Genomic DNA, 18975 nt, shown 5'->3' with positions numbered 1-18975 from the left:
TTCAATGAAAGCACTCGTATATCAGGATCTCAAACAGGTGACTTATCAGGAGATTGAGGAGCCAACCATTCAAAAACCAAACCAGGTGAAAATCAAAATCTATGGTTCAGGTATCTGCGGTACAGATCTGAATATTGTCAAAGGCAAAGTACCTGCCAATAAAGGGACGATCATTGGTCATGAAGGCGTGGGTACCGTCGTTGAGGTGGGCGATGAAGTTCGTGGTTTCAAGATCGGCGATCGGGTATTGGTTGATCCCACGCAATCTTGCGGTACCTGTTCCTATTGCCGCGAAGGTCTCTTCATCTACTGCGAGAATTTTGATGACTATCAAGTAGGGATGACGACACACGGAACCTTTGCTGAATATTTTGTTGGGGACGAAAAGTATATCTATGCCATCCCGGATTCCATGAGTTGGGAAACGGCCATGATGATCGAACCACTGGGATGTGTGCTTCAGACGTTCATGAAAGCAGGGACTAAGCCAAGTGACGCAGTACTGGTCCTCGGTTCAGGTGCAATCGGTTCTCTGTGTCAGCTTGTGAGCAAACGATTGGCAAGGCTTACTGTAGGCACGGAAGTTGATCCATACCGCAAAGAGTTCGCTTCAGGGATCGCAGATCATGTGTTCTATCCTCAGGATCTGACATTGGATAAAGTATACGAGATCAATAATAACAAGAAGTTTGATATTGTGGTGGACGCGGTTGGTAACCAGCTTCATGTGGGATTTGAGATGATTGCTAAAGGTGGCAAAATTATTCCTATGGGATATGACGACAGCTATGAGGTGACATTCAAATCAACAGCTGTGATTAATGATGGCATTAGTATCATCGGTGCAGTTGCCAACCACTCGATGATCAGTACTGCACTGAAATTTGCCCAAAGCATTCCGGAACTGGAACAGATGGTGACAGCCAAGGAACTGCTGAGTGATTATGAACAGGCCTTTAATGGAACGATTGGTTATGACATGCATACCGGAGAGAAGTTGCCGATGAATTCAGTCAAAACAGCTCTTATCCTATAAGAGGTACTCTAAGCATGTAGACATTAGCGGGTTTGCCGCTGCGAGAAGTTGGAGTTCGCAGCGGTGAAAACCGCAGAAGGAAGGGATATCGATTGAAATTGCTTCAAGATTTGCCGAAGAATCCACGCTACTCCATTTTACTCGAACCGGTATGGGCCATTCCGGGCACGATCGTTCTCTTCTACGCTCCTTTATATATGAAGGAAGCCGGACTTTCGGACATTGAAATCGGTTTAATCAATTCGGTGAATCTTTATTTTGCCTTTATCTTTCAATTGTTTGCGGGTTCCATTACCAATAAGCTGGGGCGTAAACGAACAACGCTGATCTTCGATCTGCTTGCCTGGAGTGTTCCCATGTTCATCTGGGCTTTCTCCCAGAACTTCTGGCTGTTTCTGATCGCCTACTTGCTGAACGCAACATCGAAGTTTGTAACGGTTGCCTTTAACTGTCTGATCATAGAGGATGTCGAGGAACACAAACGATCCAAGGTATTTGCTATTCTCAACATGATTATTACTGGAGCCGGGGTACTTACGCCAATTGCAGGAGTTGTTATAGCTGATTTCGGTATTGTACCTACACTGGCGAGCATTTACTTTGTCGGGGGCATCCTCATGACCGCCATGTTCTTCATTCGGAACCGGTACACAGATGAGACTGAGGTCGGCAAGGAACTTATGGGATTGCATAGTAAAACCCGCGTACTTCAGAGCTTGGGTGCCAGTCTGCGCCTGTTCGGCAAATCGTTCTACAAACGGAGACTGTTCCCGATCATTCTGATTACGGTGTTGTCGAATCTGATTTTGCAGTTGAATTTCTTTCAGGTCATTTTCTTCAAGGAGCAGTTGAAATTCGATGACCGTGTCATATCGTTTATTCCAGTGGTGACTGCGGTCACTGTCATGCTGCTCTATCTGGTCATCATTCCGCGACTGAAACGGCGTTCGGAAGAGAAGTATGTTGGTTTTTCCATTGTGCTTAGTACGGCCGGGGCCATTCTCTTTCTGTTGATTCCGGTGGGGAATATAGGCATGTTGTTTCTCACACTAATCGTGCTCGCTGCCGGTAATTTCATTTTGCAGACGTATCGGGATTCCCTGCTGATGAATCGATTGGGAACGCATGAAAAAGCCGACATGTTCTCGGCCGTGCAGACGGTTATGACGTTAACAGCCATTCCATCGGGTTACCTGACGGGCTTGCTCTACCATCACAATCCAACGCTGTTGTTCAGTGTCATTCTTGGTCTATATATCGTACTCATGGTCATCATGTTCTTCCTGCCGGATCCACAAAAGCACTCCCAAGTGCTGGAACCTTACAAAAATATGTAGAAGAAGGGGTTTTCTGTATATCAATCGAATATGTAGTACAGAAAAAACTAAAAATAACTTAACTTGGGAGGATACGGAATGATGAACATAATGACAACAGAAGCACGGAATCAGTGGAGCTGGATGAACGAGCCCGAGAGCTGGTCCTATACGGATCAGGGAGGTGTGATGGTGGAAGCGAAAGCGGATACCGACTTTTTCCAGGACCCTGCGGGCAAGCATATTCGTGCAACTGCACCCTTCCTGTCCATGCCTGTACCTGGCGACTTCGAAATCACAACCCAGTTAACCGTAGATATGAAAAATCAATACGATTCCGGATGCCTGATGGTGATGGCGGATGATCTTAACTGGTGCAAAATTTGTTTTGAGTATGATGGAAAAACACCTACCATCGTGTCGGTGGTCACACGTGATGGTTCATCCGATGATTGCAATTCGGTTGAAGTCTCCGTATCTAATCCCTATCTGCGTATACGGAAAGTAGAGGACTGCATATCATTCTTTTATTCACCTGATGGGGAAGAGTGGAAACTAATTCGATATTTTGGCATGCCGATACAAGGGGAACTTCGAGCTGGATTAGTTGCACAATCGCCGACTGGAACGGGCTGTACGTGTCACTTTTTGTCTGTGAACGTTACTCATCCGGACTTGACCGCACGCTTCTAATCTGCTCCCCCGGCCGATCATTGGAGGGAGAACAGGTTCATGGTAAAAGCATTCATATTTGATTTTGATGGACTCATTGTCGATACAGAGACACCTTGGTATTATGCGTTTCGCGATATCTATGAAGAGCACGGGGTTGAACTTGGTCTGGACCTATGGTCGAAAAATGTGGGGACATCCTTTGATGAATTTCATCCTTTTCTGTATCTGGAGCAGGCGCTTCAAAGAAAAATTGATCATGATCATATCAAACTGCTGTCTGAACAGAAATACGAAACCTATTTGGGACAGGCGGCTATTCTTCCTGGGGTGTATGAATTGCTTGAGTCTGCGAGGGAAAAAGGCATTCAGCTTGCCGTTGCTTCCAGCTCCACACGGGACTGGGTTCATGGTTACTTGCAGAAATTAGACATTTTTGATTATTTCACAGTTGTTCATACATCGGAAGATGTGAAGAGAGTCAAACCTGATCCTGAACTATACCTTCTTGCTCTCCAGAGTCTGGGAATCAAGGCTTCGGAAGCGATTGTGTTCGAAGACTCACCTAACGGACTGAAGGCAGCCAATGCCGCAGGTATTCGTTGCATCATCGTGCCTAACGAGGTAACGCGTGGTCTGGAATTCGCCATGCATGAACTGCGGTTATCCTCGCTGGCCGAGATTGATATGGAGGTTCTCTAATCCAGATATTGCTTGCGTAGCTCGATAGGGGAGATCCCTTCATATTTTTTGAACACCGATCCAAAGTAACTGGCACTGTTAAAACCAACGGCTTTGGCTATTTCATGAGCCGTAGTTGCATCATTTTCAATGAGCATTTCCTTGGCTTTCAACAACCGATATCGCATCAGATACTCCAGTGGAGTCATTTGAAATTCTTTTTTGAATATCCGATTCAGGTGTTGTTCGGTTACGTCCATCTGCTCAGCCAACATGGGGAGAGAGATATCCTGATGATAATTTTGTTTGATAAAAGTAATGAGTTCATCCAATCTTAATCGGGCATCAGAACGTTCGTAAGCACTATAGCGTTTACCTTCAATGGTTAATCTGACCAAAAGCATGTACAGTAATGCAGATACGTGCCAGATCTGATCCTTGTGCCGGGACTGCAGCGCCAACGTAATTTCATGCAACAGGATATGAAGCATTCCATCCGGCTTGAAGGCGCGCAGCTCCCCGATCTGCAAGGTATGCAAGAATCGTGGTAATAAATAGCCATTGAAAGACAGACAATCAAATCGTAATGAATCACTCAGATTGTGGTAACGGTATGTTACCTCCGGGAACAAAATGAGAGCTGTGCCTTTTTTGATCGAAAATTCATGATTCTTAGCTGCGATTCGCCCTGTTCCTCCGATGCACTGTACAATGCTGTAATCCCGTGAATGGTCGCTCCAATTCATCAATTCATCAACGGTCAACTGGTTTTGCCCTGTAATCATGAGCGGCATATCGGTATCCAGCGGATTCCCCATGCTAGGTTTCGGCATCGTCGTGTTATTCCTCTTTTCGTTAAAGGATCATGTGCGTAAGTGGCGTGGTTACAGAGTTAAAAGAAACCTAGAATGAATTATATTACATAAATGGAATAATTTTAATTGAATGGCGAGCAATAATAAAACGTTTTCAAAGAAATGATTCAACCATTCTATATTGGATGGACGAGCATGAACCGCAGTCAGATCAGTCTCTATTTCTGGACCTGAAAGTACGCCTGCCTTGCCAACAGAATGCGAAACAGTATACGCTATAATGGATGAGTGATTAAGGAAAGGGATGCAAACATGAAGAAAGTCATCGTAGTTGGATCGGGTATTCTGGGGGCATCAACAGCCTATCAATTAGCCAAACGGGGCGCAGAAGTTATCATTATAGACCGAAAAGATATAGGACAGGCAACGGATGCAGCTGCCGGTATCATCTGTCCATGGCTGTCACAGCGACGCAACAAGGATTGGTATCAGCTCGCCAAGGGTGGCGCGCGATTCTACCCTGGCATCATAGCGGAGCTTGAGGATGAAGGAGAAACGGAAACCGGATATGCTCAAGTGGGCGCGCTCAGCATTCACACGGATGAGGATAAAATCAACAAGATGGAAGAACGGGCATACCTTCGCAAAGCAGATGCACCGGAGATTGGTGAGATTACACCTCTTGATGCCAAAGGAACTCGTGATCGTTTTCCTCTACTGGATGAACGTTATCAATCAGTACATATTAGCGGGGCTGCGCGTATAGATGGGAGGGCGCTGCGCGATGCCTTGATCCGGTCTGCACAGCGGAATGGAGCGGAAGTGATCCATGGAGACGCCACGCTTCAATTCGAAGCGGATCGGGTCATTGGTGTTAGTGTTAATGATCAAAGCTTTCTCGCAGATGAAGTCGTTGTATGTGCAGGTGCATGGGCCAATACACTGCTGAAGCCTCTCGGCATACACTTTAAAGTACACTATCAAAAGGCACAGATTATGCATTTACATGTCACGGATGAGGAGAATACAGGCCGCTGGCCTGTGATTATGCCCCCGTCTGACCAATATCTCCTGGCCTTTGATCAACAGAAGATTGTCATTGGCGCCACTCATGAAAATGATGTGGAAGGTTATGATACAAGAGTAACTGCAGGAGGTATGCAGGAGGTTTTAAATAAGGGCCTGGAACTGGCACCGGGTCTCGCAAACAGTACATTCCAGGAAGTACGAGTGGGTTTCCGTCCGTTCACACCTGGATTTCTGCCTGTAATGGGAGCTGTGCCAGGGTGGCGGGGGCTGATTACCGCGAATGGACTTGGTGCCTCTGGCTTGACCATGGGTCCATTTATCGGGAGTCAATTGGCCAAATTGGCTCTTGGAATGGAACTGGATATCGATATTGAGCCGTATAATGTTGGCAAAGCAATGGATGAAATGGAAAGAGGTGAGTCATGACATATTCACAACGTTTATCCGATGGAGTGAACTCGTCCGACATCATATATCTGGAGCATCAGATCGGTACGACAAAAGAAGAACTGCGAATCGCTTTGGAGAAACAAGAAACATACGAACGCGAATTGTCCGAATTGAAATCATCACCAATCGGTAATGCATCGATAGACGGTTCGGACGAACAAGTCTTAATGGAGAAGGCAAACCAAACACAGAACTTGATTGAAACCCTTTCTGCACAGCTGGGTCAGCTAGAGGAAGCATTGGCGAAATTAGGGGATTGATCGGCTCATATCTCGTGTGTTCTGAAACCCTGAAAATTAAATATACGCTGTGTATACAAGAAAACCCCTTATTTAAGGGGTTTTTGTGATTTAGTTCAAATGGTTTATACCAATTAATGAACGGGTGGTATAAAATGGATGTAGGTGCTGAACTGTCAATTCAGGTACCCATGTAACCAATCATGAAACTATTCTGAGAGGTGGCTTCCTAATGTATAAAGAAGTGATACGTGTTGAGGACATCACAGGGTTCCAGACCAGATCTGAGGAGTTTTTTCCACTTCACTGGTTTCAAAAAATGTTGTCCGAGCATCCTGTGTACTATCACGAAGATACAGATACCTGGAATGTGTTCAGATACGATGATGTGAAGCAGGTCCTGAGCAATCATGAGTATTTTTCAGCTGAAGGAACTCGAACGACCATTGCGGTCGGAGCGAAGAATAACGAAGGCACACCTCCGGACAAATTAAACATTTCAAGTATCGATCCGCCCCGTCATCAAAAAAATCGTTCGTTGTTATCCGCTGCTTTTACACCGCGTAGTCTGAAAAACTGGGAGCCACGAATTCGCAACATTGCACAGCAGCTCGTAGCTGATATTAAACCGGATACGACCATTGATATTGTTCAGGCGCTGGCCGCTCCCCTGCCTTCGATGGTTATGGCCGATCTGCTTGGTATCCCTCTTACAGACAGCCATCGCTTTAAGAACTGGGTAGATATTCTGTTTCAACCCACCGATCCGAAGACTGCTGAGGAGAGTGAACTGAAAAAACAGATTGCGGCTCAAGAGTATTATCAATTCCTCTATCCTATAGTGGTTCATAAACGGACCCATCCTGGTGAGGATATCATTACGGATCTGTTGAGTGTTGATGTTGAAGGAGAGAAGTTCACGGAAGATGAGGTTGTTCGCACGACCATGCTTTTGCTTGGAGCTGGTATTGAGACAACGAGCCATATGGTGTCCAATACATTCTATTCCTTCCTGTACGATGACCCGAGTCTGTATGAAGAACTTAGACAGAATCCGGAGTTGGTACCGCTAGCAGTGGAAGAAATGCTTCGTTATCGGTTTCATAATGCCAAGCGGCATCGAACAGTGAAGCAGAATAACCAACTGCTTGGAGTGGACTTGAAAAAGGGTGATGTTGTCATCTCCTGGATGAGTGCAGCCAATATGGATGAGCAGATGTTTGAAAACCCGTTTGAGTTAAATATTCATCGTCATAATAATAAAAGACATCTTACCTTTGGCAATGGTCCACACTTTTGTCTGGGTGCTCCGCTGGCACGAATGGAATTAAGTATTGCCTTGACTGCATTTGTGGAGAAGATTGCTCGAATTGAACCCGTGGAGTCCTTTGATCTGGAGAATAATCTGGCCACTTCAGCTCCGGGACAGTCATTGACCCATCTGCCAGTGAAGATCATTGGGTAGAGAACAGGTTCCACGTATAACAATCTAAAAAGCGGCAGATCAGACGTGAACGTCTTGATCTGCCGCTTTGTTGTGCAAGTATGAGGCTGGATAACTTAATTTGAATTCATGGAAACTTTTTGTCTTACAACCTGTTTGATTTCTTCCTCTTTGGCTTGTTTGGTACGTTTAATAAAGAAGGAAAGAATCAATCCCACGACAGCGATACCGATGATAACGACATACGCATCATTGATACCCTGTATCATGGATTCTGTAGCCAACTGCTTTTGACTGAGGCCATTGGCTGCACCAGTTGCCATCATATCCTGTACGTGTGCCGTTGTACGGGAGGTCATGACACTTACGAGCAATGAAGTACCTACAGCGCCAGCAACTTGTCTGACGGTATTGGAGATGGCTGTACCGTGTGCACCGAGTCTTGGTGGCAGTTGGTTAAGCCCCGCAGTTTGAATCGGCATCATGAGCAAAGCCATACCAATTCGGCGGCCGGTCGACATTAACACCAGGTAACCATAACTGGTTGAATCCGTTAAGTCGATGAAACCAATGGTCGTCACGATCGTGATGACCATGCCGATAACAGCCAGCCATTTCGCTCCAAACCGGTCAAACAATTTTCCGGCTACAGGCATCAGGAAGCCCATAACAAGGGCACCCGGAAGGAGTAATAATCCGGACTCCAGTGCAGTGTAACCACGTGCATTCTGGAGGTACAAGGGAAGCAACATCATGTCAGCATACATGATCATCGTAATCGCGATACTAATGACCGTGGTCAGGGAGAACATGTTGTACTTGAAAGCCCGCAAATCGAGCAATGGATCTTCCGAAACGAGCTGACGCCAAGTGAACAGCGCAAGTGCAACAAGTCCAGCAGCAATACAGATAAGTACTTCTGCACTTGACCATCCCAGACTTCCTGCTCTGCTGAAGCCATACAGCAATGCGCCGAATCCGATGGTGGACAGCACGACACTGATCGTGTCGAACTTGGTGTTGACCCGTTCGGATACATTCTTCAGGTATACAAACGCAAAGGCAATGACAATAAGTGTTAATGGAATCATGCCATAGAACATCGTTTGCCAAGAGTAGTTCTCCAGAATATAACCGGCAAGTGTAGGCCCGATGGCAGGAGCGAAAATGATCGCAAAACCAACCATACCCATGGCTGATCCTCGTTTTTCAGGAGCAAACAAGGTTAAAATAACGTGCATCAAGAGCGGCATGATAATACCTGCGCCCGCTGCCTGAATCATACGTCCTGTCAGCAATGTGCCGAAGTTGGTTGCAAGAGCGGATACGATGGTACCGATCAGGAAAATAAACATCGAAGCTTGGAATAATTGCTTGGTTGAAAAGCGTTGCATGAAGTAGGCTGTGATAGGGATAAGAACCCCGTTCACCAGCATGTAACCTGTCGTTAACCATTGGGCTGTTGCTGCGGAGATGTTAAAATCACCCATCAGTTCCGGTGTAGCGACACTCATGATCGTTTGATTCAACGTTGCAAGGAAGGCTCCCAAAATCATGATAAACAGGATGGGGCCTTTCTTTACGGATAATTCTTCTTGTACTCTAGCCTGACTCAATCCTTTTCATCCTTTCAATCCACACGTGACTAAATTTACAACGTGTTGTATAGTTTACATTGTATTTATTGAATTATATACATATTCGGACAGATTACAATTTACGTTTTGGATGGTTTTCGTTGTTTATTTTACAAAAAAATAAAAAGTGTAGTCTGTCTTACTAATAAACGACTGATTATTTAAAATTGTAATTTTAAAATTTTGAAAGGAGAGATGGGAATGAAAGAAGAAAAGAAATCAACCGTGGACCCAAGAATATTGCGAACACGTCAGTTAATTCGAGGTGCATTTGTTGAATTGCTGCAGGAAATGGATATTGAAAAATTGTCAGTGAACAAAATTGCCGAACGAGCGACGATTAATCGGGTAACCTTCTACCTGCACTATCGTGATATTACGGATATGATGGAAAAGATGGCTGATGAGATGATTGAGCATATTGAACGGATCGTGGATGAATATGCCCCTCATTTTGAGAAGCAAAGAACAGAAGAGGCATGGCCTGTTCTGGTCAAGTTACTGGAGCATTTTGCGGAGAACGCTTCGTTCTATCAGGTGGTACTTGCCTCGAAGCGCACACCCATTTTCACAGAACGACTGCTCAAATTGTTGAGTACGCTGGTCAAAGCCAAAATTGATCGGGTGGAAATGGAGGATGAACTCGAAGAATCCGGCATTCACAAAGAAATCGCAATCTGGTACGGTTCTTCGGCCCTGATTGGTACCATTGTTGCCTGGCTGCGTAACGATATGCCTTATTCACCTCATTTCCTGGCTAAACAATTCTCTTTGATTCGCTCGTACTCTTATAATGACCTGATATAATCAAACTACAATCCACTGACCAATGACAGCAAACGGGGGGATATGACAGGGAAAATGCAGGCCATTGCACCTAACGTTAATAGAGGAGGAATAATGTAATGAAATACAGCGCAGAACGTATCTATGTGAGATTTTGGAATGTGGAAGATGCTTCATTGCTTCTGGATCTGCAGGTTCGAAATCGTGCGGAAATCGAGAAAATCTCAGCGAGTAATCGGGAGGAGTCTTTCTACAGTTTGGAGGGGCAAAGGTCACTCATTGAGAGCTGGAACAAGAAGAGAGAAGACGGAAACCGCTATTCTTTTGGTATTTTTCTACATACAACGGATGAACTCGTCGGTGAGATTTCTTTGTTCGAGATCATAATGGATTCTACCCCAAAATGGATCGTTGGTTATGTGACGGATATTCTACATCAAGGAAAAGGGTATATGAGCGAAGCCCTGCAATGTGTGCTGGAGTTTGCCAAACATGAAACTGAAATTACTCGAATCGAAGCGGGTGTTGTACCAGAAAACACTGGCTCCATCCGTGTCCTTCAAAAGGCAGGATTCAAGGAGAATGGGTCACAGCCTATTCCAATCCAGGGAACATTGAAAGAACATACGATGTTTGCTGTAAATATACTATAAGCATGATGTTTTATTAGATCGTAAACAGGAAAAGGAGAAATCTATGGCTACTATACTCGTTGCGGACGACGATCCGAACATTCGCGAACTCGTCTGTCTATTTCTCAAAAATGATGGATTCACAACAGTGGAAGCTGCGGACGGGAAGGAAGCTCTTACCGTGTATGGCGAAACGCCAGTGGATCTGGTTGTGCTTGATATTATGATGCCAGTCATGGATGGCTGGGCACTGTGCAAGGAACTTCGAAGAGCCAATCCCGATCTCCCGTTACTCATGCTGACGGCGAGAGGTGAGACATGGGAGAAGGTGAAAGGATTCGAATTGGGTACGGATGATTATTTGACCAAACCGTTTGATCCATTGGAATTGACTGCCCGTGTCCGAGCATTGTTAAAACGATACAAGATTGGCTCCACACATACAATCCAGTTTGGCAACGTCATTCTGGATCGTCAGACGTATAAGGTGATGAGAGGTACGGAGTCGCTTACGCTACCCCTTAAGGAGTTCGAATTACTGTATAAGCTTGCTGGAACACCAGGTCAAGTCTATACACGTGAGCAGTTGATCGATCAGATATGGGGTATTGATTACGCCGGAGATGATCGAACGATAGACGTACATATTAAGCGCCTGCGCGAACGATTCGCGACTACACCTGATTTTCGGATTGAAACGGTGCGTGGGCTGGGATACAGACTTGAGGTCCATGAATGATCAGATCATTATACATTCGTGTGGTGCTCACCTTTCTGATCTCTGTCATCGCGGGTACAGTTATTTCTTTTTTTATGTCAACCTGGATATTCGAAGATAAATTGAATGAAAATGCCCGAATAAACATACGCAACTTTGGCCAAGACGTAGTGCAGATATATAAGACGATGCCTCTGGATGAAGCAGAATTATTCGTTAGCAGAATGAAACAGCTTGATTCATATCATATTCGAATTTATGATGCAACGGGCAAACTCCAGACTTATGGGAAGCTTAATGGACATAAATCAGCTGCTGTATCGATGGAGCAACTCAAAAAAGTGTTAAATGGAGGGGTTGTTCAAGACACACCCAAGGGGATCGCTACCGTTCTTTTGGGGCTACCGATCAAGACGGAAATGGGCACAAAAGCGATGTTTTTGGAAACACTCGCACCGCCCTCCGCCTCTTTTGTAGTCCAATTTGGCTTAATCTTTGCAAGCTGTTCGTTGATTGCAGGAAGTCTGCTGATTCTAATTGCTTCTGTATACCTGGTGAGACCAATCAAGAAATTGACCAAAGCGACCAAACGGATTGCAGCTGGAGATTTCAATGTCAAGCTGAACATCACGCAAAAGACTGAAATAGGTACGTTGGCTCGCAGTTTTGAAGAGATGATGCACGATCTGCAGCAGTTGGAGCAGATGCGCAGGGAATTCGTTACCAATGTTTCACACGAGGTTCAGTCTCCGCTCACCTCGATATCCGGTTACGCTTCAGCACTGAAGCAAGTAAACCTCTCAGAACACGAGCGGAACCGTTATCTGGATATTATTATTGCTGAAGCCAAGCGAATGTCCAAAATGAGCGACAGCCTGCTCAAGCTGAGTTTGCTTGAATCGCAGTCACAGCAACTTCGGCTCAATACCTTAGGTCTTGATGAACAGATCCGGCGGGTTATTGTGGCGCTCCAACCACAATGGTCTGCGCGCAATATTCATTTCGAGCTTGATTTGGAGAACGTGAAGGTAACGGCTGATCACGATCAGTTAAATCAGGTATGGACCAATATCATCGGAAATAGCATCAAGTTTTCCAATGATGGTGGTATGATTAAAGTCCGTATCGAAGAGGATATCAACCATGTAAGTGTCCGAATATCCGACACGGGCATTGGTATTCCCATTGAAGACCAGAAGCGCATATTCGAGCGCTTTTTCAAGGCAGATCGTTCCCACAGTCGTAAATATGACGGGAGTGGTATGGGACTTGCTATCGTTAAACAGATCGTGTCCCTTCATCAGGGTGACATCCGGGTGGAAAGCGAACCTGGTCAAGGTACGACCTTTATCATTACGTTGCCTATCCATCCATCAACAGACAGTTAGTTTATTCGGATAAGCCAAGGTACAGAATATTCTTCCAAGTATCAAAACCCAATTTTCATACCATGTGTAATATGCAAGTTTCCTTGCATGGTTACACATGGTATTTTTTTGCTTGTTCATACTCCGTTCATACTCTGGTCACGGGGAGTACATCTTTGTTGGTTAGGCTTGCATTAGCAACCTGTTAGCCCAATATACAGATGAGGATAGGAGCAGATGAACGTGAAACATCAAGGAGACAAAGGAGTACAGAGTCAGAGTCAAAGTAAGAGCAAAACAAAAAAAGTGTTAAGCATCTTGCTTAAAGTGCTTGCCACAATCGTTATAGCAATCATACTTTTTGTAGCTATCGTATATACCGTCAATAAAATCAGTAGTTATTCGGAGCAAAAAAGAATGGAGCCTTATGGTCAACATGTATCCGTAGATGGGAAAAATATGAATGTGTTCATTCAAGGCGAAGGCGAGGAAACGATTGTGCTTCTGCCGGGTTTTGGAACAGCGTCACCTGCACTAGATTTTAAGCCACTTATCTCGGAGCTAGCCCCATATTATAAAGTCGTCGTGGTTGAACCTTTTGGTTATGGATTAAGTGATCAGACCGAAAGGGAACGCAGTACGGCAAATATCGTCAGTGAAATCCACGAAGTGTTACAGAGTCTACATATTGATCGTTATATCTTGATGGGTCATTCCATCTCGGGCATCTATAGTCTGAATTATGTGAACAAATATGCAGATGAAGTAAGTGCATACGTTGGGCTGGACACCAGTGTTCCAGCGATTAGTGAACAGAAGGTTGAAGCATCAGAAATCGTACCGATTCAATGGTACCGTAACTTGGGTTTCCCACGTTTGCAATTGAAAATGAGTGATGACCCATATGCTGGGCTACCGTATGATGAACAAACCAAAGAGCAATTGAACATTTTGATACAAAAGAACATGTTTAATTCAACTCAGTTAAACGAGATTGTAAGCATGTATTCCAATTTTAAAGCAGCTGAACAGTTAACGTTCCCAGTTGATCTCCCGGTTCTTTTCTTTGTTCAAAAGAATCATCCTGCAGTGGACAATTGGGTTCCCGAACACGAGAAGTTAATAGAGAACTCTGCGCGTGGTGAAATGGTGCTGCTGGAAGCAAATCATTATTTATACCGTTCCCATGCCAAAGAAATCGCTGAAAAATTCATGGGTTTTATGGCGCAACGGTAAATATTAATTAGTTTGTTCATATTCAGTTCATATTGACGTCACGGAGAGTACATTTTCATTGGATAAGATTTCATTAGCACCAAACAAGACAACCGAACAAACAGTTCAGGACAGGAGAAGATTAGCGTGACACAACCAGAAGGCAAGAAAGCCAAGAATAGAACCAGGGTCAAGAAGGTACGAAATATTATACTTAAAATACTAGGAGCAATCTTAATTGCCGTTGTTCTGTTTCTAGGTATTGTTTATATCACAAATGTAATCAGCAGTAATTCTGAGGCGAAAAAGATTGAGTCTTACGGTCAGCATGTATCTGTAGACGGAAAAAATATGAATGTGCTCATTCAAGGTGAAGGCAAGGAAACGATTGTGCTTCTGCCCGGTTATGGAACAGCAACACCAGTGCTTGATTTCAAATTGCTTATTGATCAATTATCACCATATTACAAAGTGGTTGCTGTTGAGCCATTCGGTTATGGATTAAGTGATGAAACTGAAAAAGAAAGAACCACAGAGAATATCGTAAGTGAAGTTCATGAAGCTCTGGAGCAACTTGATATTCATCAGTACATGCTCATGGGTCACTCTATTGCGGGCATTTACGGCATTGATTATGTGAACAAATATCCGGATGAGGTAACTGCTTTTGTCGGTATTGATAGCAGTGTATCCACCCAACCAAGTATTACAGATGCGAAGTTCCCATTAAAAACGTTTGCTCTTCTTAGAAATACAGGTTTCTTAAGATTAATGATGAAACTGGGTGCAGACCCCTATGAGGGACTTGCGTTCGATGAACAGACGGTTGAGCAGATGAAAATGATCTCGAACAAAAACATGTACAATCCCACGTCATTAAACGAGATGGATCATATTTATTCCAATTTTAAAGGTGCTCAAGGTTTAACCTTCCCTAAAGATCTTCCATTGCTTCTCTTTGTACAAGCGAATAATGAAGGGGTAGAAGGATGGATACCTTTGCACAAAGGACAGATTAAAGATTCGGTACATGGGAAAGTAATCACAATGGATGGTTCACATTATTTACATCATACTCAATTCAAAAAAATTGCTGAAGACGTTAGAGCTTTTATGAACGAAGCGCAGTAAATATGTGTAGACGTACACTCTTTAACTTAACAGGTGTGCATGAACGAATAGGAGAAACCGTCCTGCGGGGCGGATTTTCCATAATATATCTAATTCGGACGATGTCCGTGATGAAAGAGAGAGGCATTCAAAATGAGATTATTTGAGATACTTTTAGTTCTATCCTGTTTCGCTTTACTCGTAGACCTACTATTTATTAAAAGAAGTGCAAAGAAAACAGGCTTGGGTGTAGGTATAGGAAGCAGCGTCATACTCGTAGCTCATTTATTGGTTGAGGGATACAGATGGCAGTTGCTTTTGGTATATGTCATGACGGCTCTATTCATAATCATCGTTTTATTCAGGCATTCCGAAAAAATGGTGAATCTAAAAATAGGAAAGGTGTTGAGATATAGTTTATCTTCCTTAATCGTCATTCTGCTTGTTGCTTCTACCCTCTTGTCCGTATACTTACCTGTCTTTAATTTGCCGAAGCCGGATGGTCCAGAGAAAGTGGGTACTCAAACCTTTCATTTTACAGATCAGAACAGAGATGAAGTCTTGACTGAAGATCAAAGTGATAAGAGGGAGCTAATGGTTCAAGTATGGTACCCAACTGAAAATATTAATAACAACAAGCGTGACACGCTGTTTCCAAATAATAAAGAAATGTTCAAAACGTATATTAAGAGCTTCTCTGCTTCTTTGAAACTGCCTGAATTTGTGCTCGACTACTGGAAGTATAGTCATAGCAACTCTTATGAAAATGTAGAAATATTACCTTCTGCAAGTCCTTATCCTGTGGTGCTGCTATCTCATGGTATGGGAACCAGTAGAGTTCTACAAGCATCACAGGCGGAGAATCTGGCCAGTCATGGGTTTATCGTAGTGACAATCGATCATACGTACAGCACGTTTGCTACCCTTTTTCCTGATGGCCGTGTAACGGGTTATACAACAAAGATGACAACCATAGATGACCGCAGAGAAGTTGGGGATATATGGACAAAAGACGTGGAGTTTGTAATTGATCAAATCGAAAAGCTGAATTCAGGTGCAATTGAAAGTCAGTTTAAAGGGAAAATGGATCTAAATAACATAGGCTCGATGGGGCATTCTTTTGGGGGTGCAACGGCGTTTAATGCAACGTATTTAGATCATCGAATCAAGGCCGGGGTTAATATGGATGGGTCACTGAATGAAGTAGAAGATAGAGATGATATAAACAAGCCGTTTATGTTTATCAGATCGGGAAATTTTGAAGAGTGGTTAGCCACTTTTGAAAAGGATAGAAATTCGAATGACGAAGTAACTAAGTTTCTTTCAGATGAGCTGCACATTATGAAAAATGTTATTGAACATGGGGGAAATGTGATTTATATAGAAGGAACCCAGCACTTCAATTTCACGGATCTTCAATTTTATTCAGAACTGATTAAACTGTCCGGGATCACGGGAGAGATCAATGGTAAAAGAGGATCAAGTATCGTAAATCAATATGTACTCGATTTCTTTAACAAACAATTGAAAGGAATGGGTGGAAACCTGATACAGGAGCCGAGCGACATCTACCCAGAGGTGAAATTTGTAGATCCGAAAGAACTCTAATTGAAACTCAGGAGATGATGTGAATGGGACGACAAACGGGAAAACGAACTTCAATCACCGCCTTAACTCTGGTGTTAATGATGTTAGCTCCAATGTCAGTCATGGCCGCACCAGCTACGAGTAACAACAGTGATCTGAAGTATGAACCAACCCAGAAAATAGTAGCGGAGAAAGCGAAGATCCTTACTGAGACGTACGGTACGACCAGTGTGCAATATGCATTAATCGATGCTGGAGAGATTGTGGTGTCCGGTCAAACGGGCAAGAACGATATAAATAATAAGGTGCCTCTTACTTCGAACACGATCTATGGCATTGGTTCCGCCAGTAAAATGGTACTTACCACTGCTGTAATGAAGCTAGTTGACGAAGGCAAGATTGATTTGGATAAGCCTGTTGTGAACTATATCCCTGACTTTAAAATGAAAGATAACCGATACAAACAAATTACAACACGCATGCTGTTGAATCATTCCTCCGGTCTGCTGGGCAGCTCCGGCAGCAATGCTACCTTGTACGGGGATAATGACACGTATTCACATGACACTTTTCTGGATCAATTGGCGCTACAGAATCTGAAAGCAGATCCAGGAGAATACTCCGTATATTGTAATGATGGTTTTACATTAGCGGAGATTCTGGTCGAAAGAGTTAGTGGCATGGGCTTTACTGCATTTATACACAAATATATTACAGAGCCCCTGGACATGAAACATACCAAAACACCGCAGGATGTGGTTGATACGGCAGCAATGGCGGGAATCTATTCTCCTTTGGTTGAAGGGCAGCTTCCTCAAGAGAATTATAATATCATCGCTACGGGAGGCATTTATTCCACTGCTGAAGATCTTGTGAAATTCTCACAAATTTTCACGGGAGAGGTCGAGGGCATTCTTTCCAGTAAGTCGGTAGAGGCCATGGCGCAAGAAGAATACAAAAGAGGCATGTGGCCGGAGGATAGCGATACGTCTATATCTTACGGGTTAGGGTGGGATAGTGTGAACTTGTACCCATTCAGTGAATATGGCATCAAGGCTGTTACCAAAGGTGGGGATACCATATCGTATCACTCCTCATTAATCGTACTTCCGGAATACAATCTGGCTGCAGCCGTTACCTCCTCAGGTGGGACAAGTGCCAAAGATCAGTTCATTGCTAGTGAATTATTACTCAGCGCACTTGAAGAAAAGGGTATTATTACAGAACGAAAGCCGGAAAAATCGTTTGGCGTGCCAGTGAAGTCAGATATACCTAAAGAAATCTCCACGTATGCAGGTATATATGGCGGCAATAATTCGGTTAAAAAGATTGAAATGAATCATGCTGGACAAATGACTGTGTCCACACTCACAGCTCCGAGTAATCCGGCTCAAGAATACACATATACAACAGATGGTACTTTTGTTAACGATGAAGGTACAGAAAAGTTGAAATTTGTTACGGAGAAGAATGGACGTACTTATCTGTGGTCTCGATCTTATATATCCTTGCCAGGACTTGGGCAGTTGGCTTTCTCCGAATATACAGCGGAGAAGCTGGAAGCCAATGAATTATCCCAGGATGTTATCGCCTCGTGGGAACAGCGTGAAGGTAAAAGATATTACGTGGTGAATCAGAAGTATACATCAACAGTTTATCTCCATTCGTCATCAATTCTTCCTATTTATACGAGTAAGGAGACTCCGGGGTATGTGTCCAATAACAAGATTATTGGAGCAAACGAAGCAGTCACTGAGCTTCAGATCCCTGGTATGGCTGGACGTGATACCAAGGAGATTTATTTCGCCGAAAAGAACGGAGTGGAGTACATCACAGCTGTAGGTAGCATATACGCCAGTGAGGAACTTGTACAACCACTCTATTCGGGCAAACAATCTGTAACAACGATTCAAGCAGACGGTTACGCCAAATGGTTTTCTATACCATCAACGGTGAATGGAAAAGTCATGAACGTTAAACTGCCTTCAAATGGTGCCTTTGCCGTATATGATCAAAAGGGCATTTGTATTAATCACACCGTGGTCAGCGGTAAGAATGAAGTTGTTTTACCAGAGAACGGCCGCATTGTATTTGCAGGTGACGTTGGTTCCACATTTGAAATTTCATTGAAATAGATGAATTTTAGTAAGGTAGCATGTTTAACGAAGGCAGCCGATCAAAGTAATCGGCTGCTTTTGTTCAATTGAAGAAGATATATTTATATTCTTTTTTAGGAGAGTG

At 43.7% G+C, this 18975-nt stretch carries 17 protein-coding genes; 15 read left to right on the top strand and 2 right to left on the bottom strand.

Translation table 11 applies throughout. From position 1 onward, the window contains the following. Positions 1–4: 4 nt before the first annotated feature. From AB4111_RS02495 to AB4111_RS02480, 4 genes are all read left to right on the top strand, one after another. Positions 5–1036, top strand: coding sequence for a zinc-dependent alcohol dehydrogenase (locus tag AB4111_RS02495; protein ID WP_442030192.1), 1032 nt, complete (start codon positions 5–7; stop codon positions 1034–1036). Positions 1037–1128: 92 nt separating this feature from the next. Then, positions 1129–2373, top strand: a complete 1245-nt coding sequence (locus tag AB4111_RS02490; protein ID WP_253435175.1) for an MFS transporter — start codon at positions 1129–1131, stop codon at positions 2371–2373. A gap of 78 nt (positions 2374–2451) precedes the next feature. Next, positions 2452–3045 (top strand): DUF1349 domain-containing protein, encoded by a 594-nt coding sequence (locus AB4111_RS02485; RefSeq protein WP_442030189.1) that lies wholly within the window; start codon positions 2452–2454, stop codon positions 3043–3045. Between the two features lie 39 nt (positions 3046–3084). Beyond that, positions 3085–3726, top strand: coding sequence for an HAD family hydrolase (locus tag AB4111_RS02480; RefSeq protein WP_442030187.1), 642 nt, complete (start codon positions 3085–3087; stop codon positions 3724–3726). On the opposite strand, the gene AB4111_RS02475 is transcribed toward AB4111_RS02480, so the two are convergent. Then, entirely contained in the window at positions 3723–4538 is an 816-nt protein-coding gene (locus AB4111_RS02475; RefSeq protein WP_253435183.1) for an AraC family transcriptional regulator, read from the bottom strand. The two genes, AB4111_RS02480 and AB4111_RS02475, sit on opposite strands and share 4 nt — an antisense overlap. A gap of 294 nt (positions 4539–4832) precedes the next feature. Between AB4111_RS02475 and AB4111_RS02470 the strand changes: the two genes are divergently transcribed. The 3 genes from AB4111_RS02470 (at position 4833) to AB4111_RS02460 (ending at position 7703) form a co-directional block, all read left to right on the top strand. Beyond that, positions 4833–5975 carry an NAD(P)/FAD-dependent oxidoreductase gene (locus AB4111_RS02470; protein ID WP_442030185.1) on the top strand — a complete coding sequence of 381 codons (1143 nt, stop codon included), beginning with the start codon at positions 4833–4835 and terminating at the stop codon, positions 5973–5975. Next, positions 5972–6259, top strand: a complete 288-nt coding sequence (locus AB4111_RS02465) for a hypothetical protein (protein WP_442030183.1) — start codon at positions 5972–5974, stop codon at positions 6257–6259. Before AB4111_RS02470 ends, AB4111_RS02465 begins: the two co-directional genes overlap by 4 nt. Before the next feature lie 211 nt (positions 6260–6470). Next, positions 6471–7703, top strand: coding sequence for a cytochrome P450 (locus AB4111_RS02460; RefSeq protein ID WP_442030181.1), 1233 nt, complete (start codon positions 6471–6473; stop codon positions 7701–7703). Between the two features lie 95 nt (positions 7704–7798). On the opposite strand, the gene AB4111_RS02455 is transcribed toward AB4111_RS02460, so the two are convergent. After that, the gene (locus tag AB4111_RS02455; RefSeq protein WP_442031559.1) at positions 7799–9238 is read right to left on the bottom strand and encodes a DHA2 family efflux MFS transporter permease subunit; all 1440 of its coding nucleotides are present in this window, start codon (positions 9236–9238) and stop codon (positions 7799–7801) included. Positions 9239–9520: 282 nt separating this feature from the next. Between AB4111_RS02455 and AB4111_RS02450 the strand changes: the two genes are divergently transcribed. The 8 genes from AB4111_RS02450 to AB4111_RS02415 all read left to right on the top strand — a co-directional run bounded on the left by AB4111_RS02450 (position 9521) and on the right by AB4111_RS02415 (position 18869). Continuing rightward, positions 9521–10126: a TetR/AcrR family transcriptional regulator C-terminal domain-containing protein gene (locus tag AB4111_RS02450; protein ID WP_442030179.1), complete on the top strand. Its 606-nt coding sequence runs from the start codon at positions 9521–9523 to the stop codon at positions 10124–10126. A 98-nt stretch (positions 10127–10224) separates the two neighbouring features. Continuing rightward, positions 10225–10758 (top strand): GNAT family N-acetyltransferase, encoded by a 534-nt coding sequence (locus tag AB4111_RS02445; protein WP_442030177.1) that lies wholly within the window; start codon positions 10225–10227, stop codon positions 10756–10758. Between the two features lie 43 nt (positions 10759–10801). Continuing rightward, complete coding sequence (locus AB4111_RS02440; protein ID WP_124114570.1) at positions 10802–11476, top strand: response regulator transcription factor; 675 nt, start codon at positions 10802–10804, stop codon at positions 11474–11476. After that, on the top strand, positions 11473–12843 hold the full coding sequence (locus AB4111_RS02435; protein ID WP_442030175.1) for a sensor histidine kinase: 1371 nt from the start codon (positions 11473–11475) through the stop codon (positions 12841–12843). Before AB4111_RS02440 ends, AB4111_RS02435 begins: the two co-directional genes overlap by 4 nt. A 216-nt stretch (positions 12844–13059) precedes the next feature. Continuing rightward, the gene (locus AB4111_RS02430) at positions 13060–14058 is read left to right on the top strand and encodes an alpha/beta fold hydrolase (protein WP_442030173.1); all 999 of its coding nucleotides are present in this window, start codon (positions 13060–13062) and stop codon (positions 14056–14058) included. Between the two features lie 126 nt (positions 14059–14184). Next, a complete protein-coding gene (locus AB4111_RS02425) occupies positions 14185–15168 on the top strand; it encodes an alpha/beta fold hydrolase (protein ID WP_442030171.1) in 984 nt (327 codons plus the stop codon). A 132-nt stretch (positions 15169–15300) separates the two neighbouring features. Beyond that, positions 15301–16755, top strand: a complete 1455-nt coding sequence (locus tag AB4111_RS02420; RefSeq protein ID WP_442030169.1) for an alpha/beta hydrolase family protein — start codon at positions 15301–15303, stop codon at positions 16753–16755. Positions 16756–16778: 23 nt separating this feature from the next. Then, entirely contained in the window at positions 16779–18869 is a 2091-nt protein-coding gene (locus AB4111_RS02415) for a serine hydrolase domain-containing protein (RefSeq protein WP_442030167.1), read from the top strand. Positions 18870–18975: the final 106 nt, after the last annotated feature.

This window comes from Paenibacillus sp. 2KB_22 (genome assembly GCF_052115745.1).
In the GTDB taxonomy this organism is placed as follows: domain Bacteria; phylum Bacillota; class Bacilli; order Paenibacillales; family Paenibacillaceae; genus Paenibacillus.
The sequence above is the reverse complement of the archived record's forward strand: the minus strand, read 5'-3'. Positions and strand labels throughout refer to the sequence as shown.

Excerpts from the sequence above, each read along its gene's own strand:
- AB4111_RS02495 (WP_442030192.1), top strand. The coding sequence starts at position 5 with ATGAAAGCACTCGTATATCAGGATCTCAAACAGGTGACTTATCAGGAG.
- AB4111_RS02485 (WP_442030189.1), top strand. The coding sequence starts at position 2,452 with ATGATGAACATAATGACAACAGAAGCACGGAATCAGTGGAGCTGGATG.
- AB4111_RS02480 (WP_442030187.1), top strand. The coding sequence starts at position 3,085 with ATGGTAAAAGCATTCATATTTGATTTTGATGGACTCATTGTCGATACA.
- AB4111_RS02475 (WP_253435183.1), bottom strand. The coding sequence starts at position 4,538 with ATGCCGAAACCTAGCATGGGGAATCCGCTGGATACCGATATGCCGCTC.
- AB4111_RS02470 (WP_442030185.1), top strand. The coding sequence starts at position 4,833 with ATGAAGAAAGTCATCGTAGTTGGATCGGGTATTCTGGGGGCATCAACA.
- AB4111_RS02465 (WP_442030183.1), top strand. The coding sequence starts at position 5,972 with ATGACATATTCACAACGTTTATCCGATGGAGTGAACTCGTCCGACATC.
- AB4111_RS02460 (WP_442030181.1), top strand. The coding sequence starts at position 6,471 with ATGTATAAAGAAGTGATACGTGTTGAGGACATCACAGGGTTCCAGACC.
- AB4111_RS02455 (WP_442031559.1), bottom strand. The coding sequence starts at position 9,238 with ATGATTTTGGGAGCCTTCCTTGCAACGTTGAATCAAACGATCATGAGT.
- AB4111_RS02450 (WP_442030179.1), top strand. The coding sequence starts at position 9,521 with ATGAAAGAAGAAAAGAAATCAACCGTGGACCCAAGAATATTGCGAACA.
- AB4111_RS02445 (WP_442030177.1), top strand. The coding sequence starts at position 10,225 with ATGAAATACAGCGCAGAACGTATCTATGTGAGATTTTGGAATGTGGAA.
- AB4111_RS02440 (WP_124114570.1), top strand. The coding sequence starts at position 10,802 with ATGGCTACTATACTCGTTGCGGACGACGATCCGAACATTCGCGAACTC.
- AB4111_RS02435 (WP_442030175.1), top strand. The coding sequence starts at position 11,473 with ATGATCAGATCATTATACATTCGTGTGGTGCTCACCTTTCTGATCTCT.
- AB4111_RS02430 (WP_442030173.1), top strand. The coding sequence starts at position 13,060 with ATGAACGTGAAACATCAAGGAGACAAAGGAGTACAGAGTCAGAGTCAA.
- AB4111_RS02420 (WP_442030169.1), top strand. The coding sequence starts at position 15,301 with ATGAGATTATTTGAGATACTTTTAGTTCTATCCTGTTTCGCTTTACTC.
- AB4111_RS02415 (WP_442030167.1), top strand. The coding sequence starts at position 16,779 with ATGGGACGACAAACGGGAAAACGAACTTCAATCACCGCCTTAACTCTG.